Annotated in this window: 13 protein-coding genes, 1 tRNA gene and 1 pseudogene; 12 read left to right on the top strand and 3 right to left on the bottom strand. The window is 36.2% G+C overall.

Annotated elements, in window-relative coordinates; genetic code table 11:
- Positions 1-433 precede the first annotated feature (433 nt).
- The 12 genes and pseudogenes from BA1DRAFT_RS23950 to BA1DRAFT_RS06705 all read left to right on the top strand — a co-directional run bounded on the left by BA1DRAFT_RS23950 (position 434) and on the right by BA1DRAFT_RS06705 (position 14,588).
- The gene (locus BA1DRAFT_RS23950) at positions 434-1,456 is read left to right on the top strand and encodes a hypothetical protein (RefSeq protein ID WP_235200985.1); all 1,023 of its coding nucleotides are present in this window, start codon (positions 434-436) and stop codon (positions 1,454-1,456) included.
- A 907-nt stretch (positions 1,457-2,363) separates the two neighbouring features.
- Positions 2,364-2,891 (top strand): GNAT family N-acetyltransferase, encoded by a 528-nt coding sequence (locus tag BA1DRAFT_RS06755; protein WP_036777341.1) that lies wholly within the window; start codon positions 2,364-2,366, stop codon positions 2,889-2,891.
- A gap of 548 nt (positions 2,892-3,439) precedes the next feature.
- The gene (locus BA1DRAFT_RS06750; RefSeq protein WP_036777338.1) at positions 3,440-4,924 is read left to right on the top strand and encodes a pyocin knob domain-containing protein; all 1,485 of its coding nucleotides are present in this window, start codon (positions 3,440-3,442) and stop codon (positions 4,922-4,924) included.
- A gap of 288 nt (positions 4,925-5,212) precedes the next feature.
- A complete protein-coding gene (locus BA1DRAFT_RS06745; protein WP_036777336.1) occupies positions 5,213-6,628 on the top strand; it encodes a tail fiber assembly protein in 1,416 nt (471 codons plus the stop codon).
- 308 nt (positions 6,629-6,936) lie between these two features.
- Positions 6,937-7,701, top strand: coding sequence for a hypothetical protein (locus BA1DRAFT_RS06740; RefSeq protein ID WP_036777333.1), 765 nt, complete (start codon positions 6,937-6,939; stop codon positions 7,699-7,701).
- Positions 7,702-8,149: 448 nt separating this feature from the next.
- On the top strand, positions 8,150-8,737 hold the full coding sequence (locus BA1DRAFT_RS06735; protein WP_036777324.1) for a gp53-like domain-containing protein: 588 nt from the start codon (positions 8,150-8,152) through the stop codon (positions 8,735-8,737).
- A 2-nt stretch (positions 8,738-8,739) separates the two neighbouring features.
- The gene (locus tag BA1DRAFT_RS06730; protein WP_036777322.1) at positions 8,740-9,162 is read left to right on the top strand and encodes a tail fiber assembly protein; all 423 of its coding nucleotides are present in this window, start codon (positions 8,740-8,742) and stop codon (positions 9,160-9,162) included.
- A 467-nt stretch (positions 9,163-9,629) separates the two neighbouring features.
- Positions 9,630-10,538, top strand: coding sequence for a gp53-like domain-containing protein (locus BA1DRAFT_RS23945; protein ID WP_051560683.1), 909 nt, complete (start codon positions 9,630-9,632; stop codon positions 10,536-10,538).
- 12 nt (positions 10,539-10,550) lie between these two features.
- Positions 10,551-10,973: a tail fiber assembly protein gene (locus BA1DRAFT_RS06720; RefSeq protein ID WP_036777319.1), complete on the top strand. Its 423-nt coding sequence runs from the start codon at positions 10,551-10,553 to the stop codon at positions 10,971-10,973.
- 389 nt (positions 10,974-11,362) lie between these two features.
- Positions 11,363-11,707, top strand: a pseudogene (locus tag BA1DRAFT_RS24355) (BRO-N domain-containing protein); the annotation flags it as partial.
- A 1,028-nt stretch (positions 11,708-12,735) separates the two neighbouring features.
- On the top strand, positions 12,736-13,962 hold the full coding sequence (locus BA1DRAFT_RS21215; protein WP_051560682.1) for a phage tail protein: 1,227 nt from the start codon (positions 12,736-12,738) through the stop codon (positions 13,960-13,962).
- A complete protein-coding gene (locus tag BA1DRAFT_RS06705) occupies positions 13,962-14,588 on the top strand; it encodes a tail fiber assembly protein (RefSeq protein ID WP_036777318.1) in 627 nt (208 codons plus the stop codon). The genes BA1DRAFT_RS21215 and BA1DRAFT_RS06705 overlap by 1 nt, the downstream gene beginning before the upstream one ends.
- A gap of 87 nt (positions 14,589-14,675) precedes the next feature.
- On the opposite strand, the gene BA1DRAFT_RS06700 is transcribed toward BA1DRAFT_RS06705, so the two are convergent.
- From BA1DRAFT_RS06700 to BA1DRAFT_RS06690, 3 genes are all read right to left on the bottom strand, one after another.
- A tRNA-Pro gene (locus tag BA1DRAFT_RS06700) sits at positions 14,676-14,752 on the bottom strand.
- 75 nt (positions 14,753-14,827) lie between these two features.
- Entirely contained in the window at positions 14,828-16,567 is a 1,740-nt protein-coding gene (yejM, locus tag BA1DRAFT_RS06695; RefSeq protein WP_036777315.1) for an LPS biosynthesis-modulating metalloenzyme YejM, read from the bottom strand.
- Positions 16,568-16,598: 31 nt separating this feature from the next.
- On the bottom strand, positions 16,599-16,826 hold the full coding sequence (locus tag BA1DRAFT_RS06690) for a YejL family protein (RefSeq protein WP_011147091.1): 228 nt from the start codon (positions 16,824-16,826) through the stop codon (positions 16,599-16,601).
- Positions 16,827-17,046 lie beyond the last annotated feature (220 nt).

Genomic DNA, 17,046 nt, shown 5'->3' with positions numbered 1-17,046 from the left:
AACTGTATTTACTCGGGTAAATTATATAAATGGTTGTTTTGAGGGTAATGAAAATATATACAAATAACATAGTGTCGGTTTGCATTTGATAGGTCTATAAGTCATTATATTTATAAAGCCATGTGATACATTAAATAAACCCATGAAATATATTTCATAACTAAATGGTTTTAATTTATTTACAAATTTAATTTTCTGTATAATATTCTATTTTAACGATAGTGGTGTTAATTTAGGCTCACGTAATAAATGGGAGGTATAATGATCTTTTAAAATCACGTTAAGTTTGTTTAATATTTCATAGTGACAAATTTGAAAAGGAATTATTATGTGTTATTTAGTTGTTTTTGATGAAAAATACTAAGTTATATCATTGGGTTTATTAATTCAATAATGAATTATAATAATTTAATTTCTGAATTAGGGGATATATATGTCTACAGAGGATATGAATATAACTGCTCAAAAAATTGGTAAAGATTCCGTTGTTGTTGGGAATGCAGAAGCACCAGCAATATATGCTATAGCAATTGGCGCTTCACCACTCATTTCTAAATCAATTAGTGAGGGCGCTATTGCTATTGGGCAAAATCAACTGGCGGGTAGAGAAGAGAAAGAGAATAAGAATGATAAAATCATATGGCCAATTGCGATTGGCGCTGATTCTGTATCCAGTGGTTCAGCTTCTATTGCTCTGGGGCAAAAGGTTGTTGCTAGTGGGATTCAGGCAGTAGCTATTAGTCAAAACTCCGCTTCAACAGGAAGTTCGAGTGTTGCAGTGGGAGCAGACTCTCAATCCAGCGGTTCGGCTGCTATTGCTCTGGGGAAAAAAGCTATTGCCAGGGGGAATCAGGCAGTAGCAATTAGTCAAAATTCCTCTGCAACAGGAAGTTCAAGCGTTGCATTAGGAGAAGGCTCTGCATCCAGCGGTTCGTCTTCTATTGCTCTGGGGCAAAAGGTTTCTGCCAGTGGGTCTCAGGCAATTGTGATTGGTCAAAACTCCTCTGTAACAGGAAGCAAGAGCATTATATTAGGATCAGACACTAAATCCAGCTCTTCGTCTTCTATTGCCGTGGGACAAAAGGTTAATATTAGTGCGTCTCAGGGAATTGCGATTGGGCAAAATGCTTCTGTAACAGCAAGTGGGGGTATTGCATTAGGCGCAAATTCTGTTGCCAGCAAATCGAATGTTGTTTCTGTAGGAAGACCGGGTAATCAACGCAAGATTGTGAATGTTGCTGCTGGGGATATTTCCAAAAACAGTACGGAGGCGGTGAATGGTCAGCAGTTATATACTGAATTGACAAAAATGAATGCATTGGATATGAAAAACAAGCAACTGGAAATGAATATTAAAAAGCTGGAGAGTACTATAAATAAGCTTACCCGTTCTATTACTGATCTTACTCTGCTGTGCCAGAAAAATTCAGATGAAGTTGCTTTGTTGAAGAAATGAATTCTTAACACATTGGATTATTAATAACAAATGGATTCGACTAAACTAAATAAGTGCATTTTCAGGAGGGGAAGTTAGTTGCTATTCCCTTAACCTTAGCATCTTTCCTTTTCCAAAGGAAAATGCACTGAAGTCCATCAATCATTAGCAGAAAGTTGAAACGAAATCAGAAAATAAAAGAATATTTCCCGAAAACAGACTCATCTTAAGATGTTTTCTTGCTAACATCTTATTAAGTAAGCAACAAAAATAACCTAGGAAATAGAAAAACGGATTAGCCGGTTAATTTAACAGGGGTTAAGCCCTGAACATAAAAGCCAGCTCGGAAACTGGCTGTTCACGCATCGATTAAAAAGTGGACTAAAGAAAGCGAGGTGTTGACAGGTAGACAACAACGCTATGAACACTTGAGATGAAAGATGTAACAGATTTCATGATGAACTCTCTTTATTGGTAAAATGTGATTTGTTTCACGAAAATCTAAATTGTGGCTGTGATTTTAATCAGAAAAACTTCAGAGTCAAGCAGTTTTAAAAATTATTTTAAAGATTAAAATAATTTTGCATCGGTATTTTAGATGATAAAGTGAGCAAATCTTGCAGAGGAAGATACTGAGCGTAAGATTGCATATTAGTTGGCATAACCCGTCAGTCGTTACATGAGAAAACAATGGGACATGATGTCTGAACAGTCGTTATCGGTTTGACACAAATCTAACGAGGAAAAACTGTACTGAAAGGGTTTATTGGTTTTCCATTTATTCTCATTCACCTATGTTGTGCGCTATAAACAATCTTGGATTTCCTCCAAAGATTAACCTCAAACTAAATATCAATATTTTCCCCATGCTTTAAGCAAAACATCTATGTTAATCTCAATATTCAAGCTAAAAGTTAGGAGTTCTTAAGTGAAGAATATAGTGATTCGCCATGTTGAAGAAGGCGATTGTGAACAAATTCGTCAGTTATACGCTAACCCACAAGTTTACTGTGGTACTTTACAATTACCTTATCCTTCTCTGGAGACATGGATAAAGCGTATTACAAATCTTTCGGCAGGATGTTTCTCTTTAGTTGCTTGTATTGATGGGGAAATTGTGGGTCAGGTTGGTATTGAAATATGCCAAAACTTGCGGCGTCGCCATGTTGCTACTTTTGGCATGGGAGTACATGCTGATTATCAGGGACAGGGTATTGGTAGTGAATTAATGGAGGCTATGCTCAATATGTGTGATAATTGGTTGAACATTGAACGCATAGAGTTGGAAGTATATACAGATAATGATGCTGCTATCGCATTATATAAAAAATTTGGATTTGAGATTGAAGGAACGGCTAAACGTTATGCTTTTCGTCATGGCCGATATGCTGACGCCTATTATATGAGTAGGATTTCAGATATTAATGGGAAATTCCAATCTACACTAGAGAGCTAATTTACTTTAGACGTAATTTGATATGGTAAATATAGGGATGAAATTAGATATATTTATTATATCAACTAATGACAAAAATGACGATTTAATTGGCTTTTCAGAATGAGTAGATATTTAATTGCCAGCAAAATGCTGGCTATTTATTTAATGAAACAAAGGTATTTCCCTCATTTCTGATGTTAATTAGCTGAAACAACCAAAGTAAAAACAAAGTCATATGGTCTTGACATATTATTGACAAAGCGCTGTCTAAATAGTCAGCGCTTTTAGAATATTGAAAAATTCAATCTGGGATATGAGATATAAAAATAAGTAATGACGAAGTGAAATATTTTAGATGTTGAATATGAGTGACCAGAATATATTTCTGATTGAAATTTGTTGGTTTTTTTCTTTCCTCTAATGATATAAAAATAATTATTCTTCTAAGTTAGAAGAACATTTTATTATTATTTTTATGAATTAAACTATGGTTGCCGTAAATTATGATGGATTGCTTTAATAATAATTAAATATATAGATAACAATATTTAATCTAAGGGGTATATATGAGTGCTAAGAATGATTTTAAGGCTTTTTCTATTAGTAATGATGCTAATGTAGTGAGTCAAGATAAATATGAGAAAGATCAGGGTTTGCAGGTTGGGTTTCCGCCAGATAATATTACTAGTAATCTGCTAAACAAAGTATTACGTCAATCGTCAACAATAGCATCTGTCGTGGCTAATTTTATTGCGACACAATCTGGCAGTGATATTCTGGATGATGGCGATGTAGCTAAACTTGCTGAACAATTAAATAAGGCATTAAAACAAAAAATCACAACAGAAGTTCCCAATGCTTCATTAACACAAAAGGGTGTTGTTCAGCTTACTAATGTATTAGGCGATAGTGACATATTAGCTGTTACACAAAAGCTTGCTCAGGAAATAGTAAATTCATTGCGTGAGAGTATTAATGCTAAGGTACCCAACACTCGAAAAATTAACGGAAAAGCATTGTCTGAAGATATCACCATTACTTCTCAGGATATTTTGGGCGGGCAGGCGATTAGTTTAGGTGATAAGGCAGATTTGAATAGCTATAAAACACCGGGAATTTATCATCAAGAGTATGATGCTCATGCTAAAAATGGCCTTAATTATCCTGAATTTCTCGCCGGTGCTCTTATTGTATTAAAATCGGCTGGGACCGTTCAACGTTATTTTGTCTATAACAGTAGTCGAGTATATACACGTAGTCAGTTTCATGATAATCCGTGGACACCTTGGACTAGAGAATATAATACGTTGAATAAACCTAATGCTGAGGATATTGGCGCATATACAAAAATAGAATCTGATTCTCGATATATTGCAGGAATCCGTAAAGTGAATGGAAAATCTTTAGCTACGGATGTCACTATCACTTCTCAGGATATTTTGAGTGGGCAGGCGATTAGTTTAGGTGATAATGTAAATTTGGATTACTGTAAAACACCGGGAATTTATTATCAGGATTATAATGCTCATGCTAAAAATGGCGTCAATTACCCTGAACCGCTTTCTGGTTCGCTGATTGTGTTGAAAGCCGCTGGAGTCATTCAACGTTATTTTGTTTATAACAGCAGCAGGGTATATACACGTAGCCAATTCCATGATAATCCGTGGACACCTTGGGCCCAAGAATATAACACATTGAATAAACCGGCTGACAGGGTTATTAGCGGATATACAAAAGCGGAAGTAGATAACTTGGTTAATGCTAAAGGAAATAAAAATACCGCTTTGAAATCAGTGAATGGTTGGTGGAAATGTGGGGAAACCGGGGTGATTTATCAGTGGGGGATCGTGAATTGGGCAGCATATGATACACCAGTTAATTTTCCTATTCAGTTCCCTAATGCTTGTGTAAATGTTTCGTTGACATTGGGTGATAAATCTGATCTGAAATCATCATATAACGTTGTAGCAAGACAATTGTCTGTAACAGGATTTAGTTACTGGGCATATGAGACTGAAAACTCTGCATTTTGGTTTGCAGTAGGATATTAATATGTAATTTATAATGTAAAAATAAGTGTTTTTTATTTTTGCATTGCTTCTCAAAACTTGAACAGTTTAAACTGAGTGGCTATTAAAGTCTGAGTTTTGTATTTAACGAAGGTCAGGCTTTTTGATTTTGTTTTTTAATTTATACGAAAATAGTCAATATTCTGATTGATAATAATTTTTTGCTATTTTTATGAACTAGATTATTTTCGGTATGCATTGCGATAGGTTTATTTTGCAATAATTAACTGTGTTTTTTGTAAATAATATTATTCAGCTTGAGGATTATATATGAGTACTAAAAATGATTTTAAGGCTTTTTCTGTTAGTGATAATGCTAATGTAGTGAGTCAAGTAAAGTATGAAGAAAACCAGAGCTTACAGACTGGATTTTCATCAGATAATATTCCTGTTAATCTGTTAAATAAGGTATTGCGTCAATCGTCAACCATATCATCTGTGGTGGCTAATTTTATCGCAACACAATCCGGCAATGATATTTTGGATGATGGTAATATAGCTAAACTTACCGATCAACTAAATAGGGCTTTAGAGCAAAAAATTGCAACAGAAGTTCCAAATGCTTCATTAACACGAAAAGGTATTGTTCAGCTTACCGATGTAGTGGGTAATAGTGATACATTAGCGGTTACGCAAAAGTTGGTTCAGGAAATAATAAATTCATTGCGTGAAAGTATTAATGCCAGGATACCAAATACCCGAAAAATTAATGGGAAAGTATTAACTGAGGATATTAATATTACTTCTCAGGATATCCTTGCTGGGCAGGCACATAGTTTAGGCGACAATGCGAATTTAGATAATTACAAAACACCGGGGATTTATCATCAAGAGTATAATGCTCATGCCAAAAATGGTAATAATTACCCTGAACAGTTCGCTGGTTCTCTTGTTGTGCTGAAAGCGGCTGGGGTTATTCAACGTTATTTTGTCTATAACAGCAGTCGGGTATATACACGTAGTCAGTTTCATGAAAGCCCGTGGACGCCTTGGACGAGAGAATATAATACATTGAATAGACCTACTGCCGGAGAAGTTGGTGCATATGCAAAATCAGAGTCTGATTCTCGATTTATCACAGGGCTCCGCAAAATTAATGGAAAAGCTTTAGCTGCGGATATCAATATTACTTCTCAGGATATCTTCGCCGGGCAGTCGATTAATTTAGGTGATAACGCAGATTTAAATAGTTATAAAACACCGGGGATTTATTATCAAGAATATAATGCTCATGCCAAAAATGGCGCGAATTACCCTGAGCCATTCGCTGGTTCGCTTATTGTGTTGAAAGCGGCCGGGGTTATTCAACGTTATTTTGTTTATAACAGCAGTCGGGTATATACGCGTAGCCAATTCCACGATAGTCCGTGGACACCTTGGGCGCAAGAATATAATTCGTTGAATAAACCTTCTGACAAGGCGGCTGGGGATAATCCGGAAGTAGAATCTGATAAGATTTATGTTGCTACTAAAGATAAATTAATACAGCAAGCAGAATATGAGAAGTCCCAGTTATTGACTAAAGTTAATAATCTTGTTGCTCCATTACAAGACTCTATTGATTTAGGCATTGCCACCGAAGCAGAAAAAGCAGTTTTACTGGAATGGAAGAAATATAGGGTAATGTTGAGCAAAGTTGATATTTCATTGGCCCCTGATGTTGAGTGGCCAGAACAGCCAAAATAATAAAAATAATCTGAATAAATAGATCATTCATATAGTGGTTTTGTTGATGTTGGGGGTAAGATACTGAAAGATTCAGTTTGGAATTTGAAATAGAAAAATTGTAATAGGAAGTTATAATGGGCGAGATAAGAGTGATTTTCTAGTATTGAATTACTTATTTCAACTAATTATGAAAAAAATAGCCAATACTCTAAATTACAAGAATATTTAATTATTGTTTTTATGAGCTGGATTTTAATTCACATGAATTAATATAAATAATTTATATAATGATTCATAAAATAATATCATTTGATCTAAGGGGATGTATGAGCGCTAAAAATGATTTTAAAGCTTTTTCTACTAGTAATAATGCTAATGTAGTAAGCCAGCAACTATATGAAGAGACTCCGGAATTGTTGACTGGATTTCCACCATATAGTGTTCCCACCCATGTGTTAAATAAAGTATTGCGTCAAACGTCAATAATGGCATCTGTCTTGGCTAATTTTATTGCGGAGCAATCTGGCGAGGATGTTTTGGATGATGGTGATATAACTAAACTCACTGCACAATTCAGTAAAATTTTCAATGTTGGCGCTAAGCGGCCGGGTGATATCTATTTATCTGCACATCCAGCATCGGATTTAGCTAAAGGAGAGTATATTGCGAATGGTGCTGCTTACACAATTGATTCTGTTGTTGGTATAGCATTAAATAATTTATCCAATGCATATAAGACTGCATGGGGAATTAAACAGACTGGTAACAAAATCAATCTTCCTAATCTGTTTGTTGATGGACGAGGAATATTTGTGCGTGCTGGTTTGCAGCCTGGTGTGGTACAGGGAGATGCGATTAGAAATATTACAGGTAATGTGGGATGGCAGGGGCATGGGCTTTTTACTCGTACTAGTGGCGCATTTTATGGTGTTACGAGTACAGCAACAGTCATTGCTGCGGGAACGAATGCTAGTAGTGATCATGGATATTCAGCATATGCCACTTTTGATGCATCGAAGGTAGTACCAACGGCAGACGAAAACCGCCCATTAAATGTCAGTATGATACCGGTAATTTATTTAGGTGTATAAGGTATAGTCTGGTACTTATTTATTGGATTGTCTGATACAGTAATCCTTTGGTGAATACTTTAAGAATATAGCCAGAATTTAAATATGAATTTTGGCTATATATGAATAGCCTATTTATTCAGGTAATTTTGTTGATGTTATAATTAAAATATTGGAAGGTTATATTTGTGACTTAAAGAAAAAAGAATTCAATATAAAAATAAAGAGATGAAAAATAATAATTTACAATGTTGAATATAATGATTTTAGGGATGTTTTTGATTGCAATGTATCGGATTGTTTATTGTTGCTAATTATATAAAAATAGTTACTCCTTTTAGTTATAAAAATATTTCATTATTATTTTTCTAAACTAGACTATTATCGATGTGAATGGTGAAAAATCATCTTTAGTGATAGTTCAATATGTTTATGATGAAATCATGTTATTTAATTTAAGGGGATGTATATGAGTGTCAAAAATGATTTTAAAGCTTTTGCTATCAGTAGTAATGCTAATGTACCCAGTCAACAAAACTATGAAACATATCCGAATTTACTGGTTGGTTTTCCAGACAATCAGTATATTCCTAACCACATCCTAAATAAGATATTACGTCAAGCATCAACCATATCATCTGCTGTAGCTGATTTTATTGCGACAGAATCTGGCACTGATGTTTTGGATGATGGCAATGTAACTAAAATCACTGCACAATTCAAAAGCGTATTAGACAAAAAAATTGCCAAGTGTTGTAATCTTAATGTGAATACGGCTAATAAGGTTGTGAATGGTTGGTGGAAATGTGGTGATACTGGAATAATTATCCAGTGGGGCCAGGCAAACGGCTGTGGGGCTATAAATGATTACAGAAATTTCCCGATTTCATTCCCTAATGCTTGTTTCCAGATCGTTGCAACATATTCTGAGTTTGAAAATTTTGGTGCTGGAGTTGCTGCTTTACCTGTTTCTGCAAGTCAATTTATTGTGACATGCAGAAATTCTGCATACCAGTTAGCAAGTAATTTTGTGAGATATGTGGCGATAGGATATTAATTATGTATTTTTATAGTGCAAAGACAAATTCATTCTATCCCATAGAATTGGAACAAAATTATATTGCTTCTGGTTCATTGCCTGATGATATTATTGAAGTTGGTCTTGATATTTATCAAGAATACGCCGCGAATAATGCACCAGAAGGAAAATATCGTATAGCAGGTCAAAATGGTTTACCGGAATGGGCTGATATTCCTCCACCAACAAGGGAAGAATTGCAGCAGTATATTGAAAGTAAAAAGCAACAATTTATTGTAGAGGCTAGCCAGCAGATAGCACCATTACAAGATGCTGTTGATTTAGGGATTGCGACTAAAGAAGAGGAGGCGGCTCTGTTGGGATGGAAGAAGTATAGAGTAATGCTGAACAGAATTGATATTTCACAGGCTCCTGATATTGAATGGCCGGAGCAACCAAAATAATGAGAATGGGCAGAATAAATAGACCATTCATACAATATTTTATTTAATGTTAGGTCATAAGTCTAACTTAAAATCAGCATGTAATGTTGTTGAAAGACAATCGTCTATAACAGGAGTTTAATTATTAAATATGTTTTAAGTAAATCTTTACGTTTTGGTTTTTAACAGAATATTGATATATGTTTACAGTGGAAAAATAAATGATTTTTATTTTCAGTTGTTATTCTAAAACCACCTCTTGGTGAGGTGGTCTTTTACTCAGTCCGTTTTGTTGGTGTTATAATTAAAATACTGTAATGTTGTGTTCGTAACTAAAAAAAGATTGAAGGTGAAGTTGAATACAATGAGTTTTGGAATGTTTTGATTATAATTTTGGGGGTTATTGATCTTAATTATGATAAATCACCTTTATTGATAGCTCAATATGTTTATTATGAAATCATGTTATTTAATTTAAGGAGATGTATATGAGTACCAAAAATGATTTTAAAGCTTTTGCTACCAGTAATAACGCTAATGTACCCAATCAACTAGATTATGAAGCATATCCGAGGTTACAGGTTGGGTTTCCAGATGATCGGTATCTTCCTAATCACATATTAAATAAAGTATTGCGGCAAACATCAACCATATCATCTGTTGTAGCCGATTTTATTGCGACAGAATCTAACAGTGATGTTTTGGATGATGGTAATATAACGAAACTTACTACACAATTAAATAAAGCATTAGAACAAAAGATCAAAGTAGAAGTAGAATCTGATAATCGATTTATTCGGTTAAATACGAATACAAAAACATCTGGTTGTATCTTATCTAAGACAGCAAATTTATTTGACGATCAATCTCTGCGGGATTTGTCATTGTCAGGTTTCTTGCGTCCAAATGGTTGGGCGGACTTAGGTGGCTTGGCAATTCATGTAGCTCACCCTAGTGCGGGGATTCAGCACTCAAGAGGAATTTCGTTTGAATACGGTAGTACATCTGGAGGTCAAGAGGGGTTTGGAATACATACGTATGCATTTGACAAAGATGGTAAGTTTAAAGGTAAAAAAAGAATTTTAACGGAAGATGATCGTAATAAAGCGATATTATCAGTAAATGGATGGTGGAGATGTGGTGATACTGGAATGATTTATCAATGGGGTAATGTACCTATTGATGATAATCAGGGAAAAATTGTAAATTTGCCTATTTCATTTCCAAATGGGTTATTATCGCTTCATGTAACAGCTATTTCATCAGCACCAAACAAAAATATTGATACTTCTGCTTATGGAAAACCATTAGATAAGTCTCAGATACATGTTTCTGTTTCATCAAATTACCGTGATAATGATGTAAGTAGTGTTTATTTTTTTTCTATTGGTCATTAAGGAGAAGAAAAAATGTATTATTATAGTGCCAAAACAAACGCATTTTACCCCATAGAGTTGCAACAAAAGTATATTGCTTCTGGTTCATTGCCCGATGATATTATTGAAGTTGGTCTTGATATTTATCAAGAATACGCCGCGAATAATGCACCGGAAGGAAAATATCGTATAGCAGGTCAAAATGGTTTACCGGAATGGGCTGATATCCCTCCACCAACAAGGGAAGAATTGCAGCAGTATATTGAAAGTAAAAAGCAACAATTTATTGTAGAGGCTAGCCAGCAGATAGCACCATTACAAGATGCTGTTGATTTAGGGATTGCGACTAAAGAAGAGGAAACGACTCTATTGGCATGGAAGAAGTATAGAGTAATGTTGAGCAGGATTGATATTTCACAGGCTTCTGATATTGAATGGCCAGAGCAACCAAAATAATGACAGTGGCCTGAATAAACAGGCCATTCTTATAATGGTTTTGTTAACATTGGTTAACAAGTCTGACTTGAAATCAGCATATAATATTTTTGCAAGATAATTTTTTATAACAGAATTTGATTATTGAATATACTCGATAAAAATCTTTTTCCTTTTTTGCCTTACCATGTGGGACATTATTAATAATAGTAAGCAGACTCACTGTTATCTAAAACGTGGAGCTATCATCGATTGGGTAAAAAGAATTGAGTTGGTTATCAAGATAAACTTTAACAAGGTTTATTTGAGCATAAAATCATAACTGTTGCTAAAGATGATGATTCAGAGAGTGTTGTGAGCAAGTTTTTTTGACTGAAAATATCAAAACTCTTGAGTAGCGAGGTGACTATATGAGCGCATTAGCTAAAATTAATGCTGAAAGCAATTTCACTACATTCAAATTCGGGTTTCATGAAATTCGTGTGATCAATAAAGATAATGAGCTGTGGTTTGTTGCTCATGATATTTGTTCTGCTCTGGAAATTCGAAACATCTCGCAAGCCATTGGAAGATTGGATGATGATGAGCGGTCTGTGTTCAACATAGGGCGTCAAGGAGATATTAATATTGTCAGTGAATCTGGAATGTATACTTTAGTACTTCGTTGTCGTGATGCAATTAAACAAGGTTCTGTTCCTCATCAGTTCCGTAAGTGGGTAACTGGTGAAGTACTGCCGGCAATTCGTAATAAGGGAAGTGATCACAGTTCGATGATTTCTGACTTGTCATTTAATGGACGAATCTTAATGATATTCGAAAATGGAACCGTAGCCAGTCAAAAGATATTACATTCTGATGAAGAGGTATTAACCCTTGATACATTTATGGAGCTTGCCCAGAGAGCAGGCTATTTAGTTATCCATAGGGAGAAATTTCTCAGTTTGCCTAATCAATGGTAGCTCTAAGCCAAGGATGGCTTAACTCTGAAATCCTCTGAAATTGTTGGTGTTAGCTTTTGATAGTTTGTTGGAGCTGAAATATTGCGATTATGTTCTTTCTGGGGATTGAAGGGATTTTTGTGGTTGTCATGTCAAGTCTGACTTGATACTAATTCATTAAAAAAGCGATGCAAGAACATTGAGTCTTGTCCGTCTTGGTTCTCACTCAAAACTTGGCTTATAGCAAACAATAAATCTCTTTGACAGATCAGAATTAATTAAAAAAATATAGCCCTGAGAAATAGGGTTATATTTTTGTCTATGCACAGGATCGCAGTAAACCACATAAAGAGGGATTTTCTGAGTATTAGATCATTTTTTCATTCATGTCATCCCATGCATGAGTTGCTATAAACTGGTATGGGAGATTATTTTTTATAGATATTTTATCGTCAACACTTATATTTCCCTATATGTTTTCAGAACTGGAGACTCAAGTGCATTGATAAGATTATGATATTCTTGAACACGGTAGATTAGGTGTTAGGGTAAAGATTTAGAGTGGAAATTTAAGTAGAGAGAATTGCAGGAATAGATAGAAGGAATAAAAGAAATATAGTTTCCAGATGTTGAATATATATTTATGAATGTATTTTCGATTCAAAAATATTGAATTACCGTTACTGTTAATTATACAAAAATAGTTAACCTTATAAGAAATAATAACAACGCATTATTATTTTTCTGAGTTAGACTTTGATTGGTATGAGTTACAAGGGGATTATTTTTAAAATGATTTAAATATATTGATTATGAAATATTATTATCTGATTTAAGGAAGGTATATGAATCACAAAAATGATTTTAAAGCTTTTTCTATTAATAATAATGCAAATGTAGTGAGTCAAGAAAGATATGAAGAAAGTCAGAGTTTAAAAACTGGATTTCCACCAGATAATATTACTGTTCATTTGCTTAATAAGGTATTACGTCAGTCGTCAACAATAGCATCTGTTGTGTCTAATTTTATTGCAACCTATTCCGGCAATGATGTTTTGGACGATGGGGATATAGTTAAACTCGCTGCCCAATTAAATGGAGCCTTAGAACAAAAAATTGCAACCGAAGTGCCAAATGCTTCATTAGCACAGAAAGGCATAACTCAGCTTACAGAGATGGTTGGTAATAGTAATACACTGGCAGCAACTCAGAAGCTTGTTTCCGATGTAAATAATAATGCTAACAGTAGGTTGTCCAAAAACCAAAATGGTGCAGATATTCCTGATAAAAATGAGTTTGTGAAAAATTTGGGTTTATCGGAAACGGTGGAATTGGCAAGAAATGCAGTATCGGTCAATGGGGGGATAATCAAAGCGGGACTGAATGTGCAAAATGTGCTGAGCGTGGGAATAAATCCAGAGAAAAATTTGCGTATTTCATCTAGTGAAAATGCTGAGAGTCAGATCAATCTATTCGTATGGAGCGATTCAAATAACAGAAAAACTATTTTCGAGTGTGGAGATAAAAATGGGTGTTTATTTTATTCACATCGATTGTCATCTAATAATGTTGAGCTTTTCTCGGCTGGAAAAATTATTCCCGCAGATTACCAAAATTTTGATGCACGTTATGACAATATCCCTGTTGGTGTTCCAATGCCGTATCCCCACAAATACCCTCCAGTTGGCTACTTAACATGTAACGGTCAGACATTTGATAAATCTTTATATCCGAAGTTAGCGGAAGCTTATCCTAACGGCAGATTGCCTGATTTAAGAGGTGAATTTATTCGAGGATGGGATGATAGCCGTGGTGTCGATCCGGGGCGTGTGTGCGGAACATGGCAGCAGGGCGGCATTCAAGATCACACACATTACAAAGTGATTTCAAAACAATCAGTTGAAGACCTTGTGCTTACAGGGAATGCGGGCTGGTATACAGAATCCGGCGGGAACTACTCACGTTCACTTGATCAAAATACGTATACAGGCAACATTGCTGAAGCTCAAGTAATAGCAAACGAAACCCGCCCCCGCAACGTCGCTTTTAATTACATAGTGAGAGCAGCATAATGACTGAACAAAAATATGCTTTAGAACGTGAAACAGCCGTATTGGGTCAAGATGATTTAGCAATTCAGGCAGGCTGGATAAAAGTTTATCACACTAATCAAATTACACGAGAATTCACACACTCTGATATTGAATATGTCATGTTGGGTGTCAGTTTGTCAGCGGGTGCTTATCCTGATGCGCCAGATCTTCCCAATTCTGATGATATGGCTGTTTGTCGCAGTGAAGACGGTAAGCGTTGGGAAATTGTCCCTGACCACCGAGGGAAAATAGCTTACAACAAACAAACTCGTGCACAGCAAGAAGTTACCGAATTGGGTGAGCTGCCAGAAATTCTGACATTCAAGAAACCTGATACCGATTACGATAGATGGGATGGTAAAGAGTGGGTAGTTGATAAAGACCTTCTCCAATCCCATCAGATTGAGGAAGCAAAACAGAAGAAAGCAGAACTGTTAAGACAGGCAAATGAAACACTCTCGTTGCTGCAAGACTCGGTTGACCTTGAAATGGCTAACGCAGCAGAAAAAGCCGCTTTGCTGGAGTGGAAAAGATACAGAGTATTACTCGCTCGTGTAGATATTTTACAAGCGCCTGATGTTGAGTGGCCGGAGATACTTAAGTGAGTGAAGTCGGGCGAGAGGCATTTTACACCAAGTAAATCCCACCCATAAAAAAACCAACCCTAATTGGTTGGTTTTTCTGGGGAAATTTGGTCGGCATGAGAGGATTTGAACCTCCGACCCCCGACACCCCATGACGGTGCGCTACCAAGCTGCGCTACATGCCGATAATTCCTAGTATAGTACTGATTTTTTATCTAAAAGCAAGTGCTGAATTTTGTGACCGATTGATTTTTAAGCATTTAATTAGCTATAAAATGTTTAACCTCGGTTAATATCTGTAATAGTTGCGCTAGATTGGGTTTAGCATCTTTGATTTCGTTGCCTTCCAGATCATATAAGTGATAGTCACCATTTTTATCCAGGAATAGGGTATTTTCGCTGGTTGTAATGATTAAGGAGCCATCATCACCAGTAATCACCCACGGATTATCACGCTGTGCTGCAAATAGATCTTGGCCTTGAGAATAATCAGCAGGAGTATTGCTGACATGCAATAAACGTTGCATTAATGTTGTCATGACATCCTGATGACTGGTCAGTTTATTAATTGTCTGTGATGGTGTTCCTGGCCAATGAATCAGCAATGGAACATGCATTTGAGCACGATTAAATCTGCCATTGTTTATCCATCTAGGTGGATGTGTAGCGGCGATTTCACTGTGTTCAGCAGTAATAACAATGACAGTATTGTTCAGTGCGTTTTTGTTTTTTAGTATCTCTAGCACAGTATTAATCTGACCATCAAGAGCAGCAGCATTACCTACTGAATCTATTTTATCCAAGCCACTTAGCCTCAAGAAGGAGAACCACGGAGCGTTAGTATTGGGTAAATTTAGCCATTGCTGCCATTGTTCGATCGTGAGTTGGTTACTTTGGTTGATCTCGGTGGGCAATGAATAGTCGGAAAGTAATGCATGACGATAAAGCGGAGTACCAAACCCTACAGAAGAGAATAGGCCGAATTGATATCCCTGATGCGTTAGCGCATCAATTAGGGCTGATGATTTACGTCCAGACAGTATTCCATCCAGATAACCAGAAGAAATACCATAAAACAACCCGAATAGAGCGGTATCATTTTGAATCCCAGTACTGAAATGTTGATTGAACCGAATGTTGGTTTCTCTGAAATGAGAAAGCACAGGCATATTCTCTGTAATATCTCTATTATCCAGTTTATCAACCACCAGTATTAACAGGTTGTATCCGCTTCCTTTATCCTGATAAGTCAGATCATTAAGTGGATATTCCACTGTCAGCGCAGCAGGATCACCCTGTTGTATCAGGCGGCGCTGATATTCCTGTTGATCGAGCAGCCCATGTTTTTCAAGAAATTTACGCGCTGTCATTGGATAGGAGAGCGGCAGGTTAGAACGTTGCATGGTAATCGGGCGATAAAAATTCGCATCAGCCCAGATATACATCAAATGAGAAGCTAAAAAAGCCGAAATAAAGACAGCAGCTAATGGTTTACCAAGCCGTTGCCGATTCAGGCTGCGTAGTTTCTGCCAACTCCAGGTACCAAATAACATCTGTATCAGAAAAATGACTGGAATACAGATGAACATTAGCTGCCATTCTCGTGCGAGTTCCCCTTGATCAGGATTGATCACTAAATCCCACACTAAAGGTGTAAGGTGAAGGTGGAAACGGTTGTATATGGCAATATCGAATATTAACAGCGTCAGCCCGGCTGTGGCGAAAATAGCTGAAAGAAACCTTAGCAGGCGCTGTGACATGACAATAAATGTCAGTGGAAACAGGATCAGCAAATAAACGGCAAAAACAATAAAACTAAAGTGCCCAAGCCAACTAGCCAGAGCATAGACTCGGCCGAACAGTGAGCTCGGCCAGTCAGAAACAAACAGGTAACGGCTACCTAATCCAAGACTGAACAGAATATTAAATAGGGCAAACCAATGCCCCCAGCTAATCATTTGGGAAACTTTTTCACGATAACGCTGACGGCTAGTTACCATATTTTGTTTACATTGTAGTCTTAGTTAAAAATTAATGGGCTTTATCTTCGTTTACCGAAGATTTAAGCGCGTGTGCAAACGAGTCAGCAATATGTCTGCGCTGTGCAGGAGATATACTCGTATTGATTAAATTTGTTACCATATTGCCCAGTACCATTAAAGAAAGGTCTGTCGGCGTACGGTTCCTTTCCAGAACACTGACTAGTTCTGTTAATAAGCGTTCAACGTGTTCGTCACTGTAACGAGATGACTGTGGCATAGATTTAAACTTCCTGAACTAACAAAGCGTATTATCTTACCGTATAGATGCGTGATTTTCCGCTCTTTTGTGGCAAATTAATTTACGGTTAAGATTATGTTGCAGTAATAACCTATTTTTAGCAATTTTTTGATATCTGCCAGTAAATTATAGTTGATGGCAGATGGAGAAACGCTATTTTCTTTCGGGGTTTTTTATTGCAGTCGTTTGTTATCGGTGT

The sequence above is a fragment of the Photorhabdus aegyptia genome (assembly GCF_000612035.1).
Classification (GTDB): Bacteria; Pseudomonadota; Gammaproteobacteria; order Enterobacterales; family Enterobacteriaceae; genus Photorhabdus; species Photorhabdus akhurstii.
Note: the sequence above shows the minus strand (reverse complement) of the source record. Positions and strands in the feature narration are given on the sequence as shown.

Coding starts and splice junctions, on each gene's coding strand:
- BA1DRAFT_RS23950 (WP_235200985.1), top strand. CDS start 434: ATGTCTACAGAGGATATGAATATAACTGCTCAAAAAATTGGTAAAGAT.
- BA1DRAFT_RS06750 (WP_036777338.1), top strand. CDS start 3,440: ATGAGTGCTAAGAATGATTTTAAGGCTTTTTCTATTAGTAATGATGCT.
- BA1DRAFT_RS06745 (WP_036777336.1), top strand. CDS start 5,213: ATGAGTACTAAAAATGATTTTAAGGCTTTTTCTGTTAGTGATAATGCT.
- BA1DRAFT_RS06740 (WP_036777333.1), top strand. CDS start 6,937: ATGAGCGCTAAAAATGATTTTAAAGCTTTTTCTACTAGTAATAATGCT.
- BA1DRAFT_RS06735 (WP_036777324.1), top strand. CDS start 8,150: ATGAGTGTCAAAAATGATTTTAAAGCTTTTGCTATCAGTAGTAATGCT.
- BA1DRAFT_RS06730 (WP_036777322.1), top strand. CDS start 8,740: ATGTATTTTTATAGTGCAAAGACAAATTCATTCTATCCCATAGAATTG.
- BA1DRAFT_RS23945 (WP_051560683.1), top strand. CDS start 9,630: ATGAGTACCAAAAATGATTTTAAAGCTTTTGCTACCAGTAATAACGCT.
- BA1DRAFT_RS06720 (WP_036777319.1), top strand. CDS start 10,551: ATGTATTATTATAGTGCCAAAACAAACGCATTTTACCCCATAGAGTTG.
- BA1DRAFT_RS21215 (WP_051560682.1), top strand. CDS start 12,736: ATGAATCACAAAAATGATTTTAAAGCTTTTTCTATTAATAATAATGCA.
- BA1DRAFT_RS06705 (WP_036777318.1), top strand. CDS start 13,962: ATGACTGAACAAAAATATGCTTTAGAACGTGAAACAGCCGTATTGGGT.
- yejM (WP_036777315.1), bottom strand. CDS start 16,567: ATGGTAACTAGCCGTCAGCGTTATCGTGAAAAAGTTTCCCAAATGATT.
- BA1DRAFT_RS06690 (WP_011147091.1), bottom strand. CDS start 16,826: ATGCCACAGTCATCTCGTTACAGTGACGAACACGTTGAACGCTTATTA.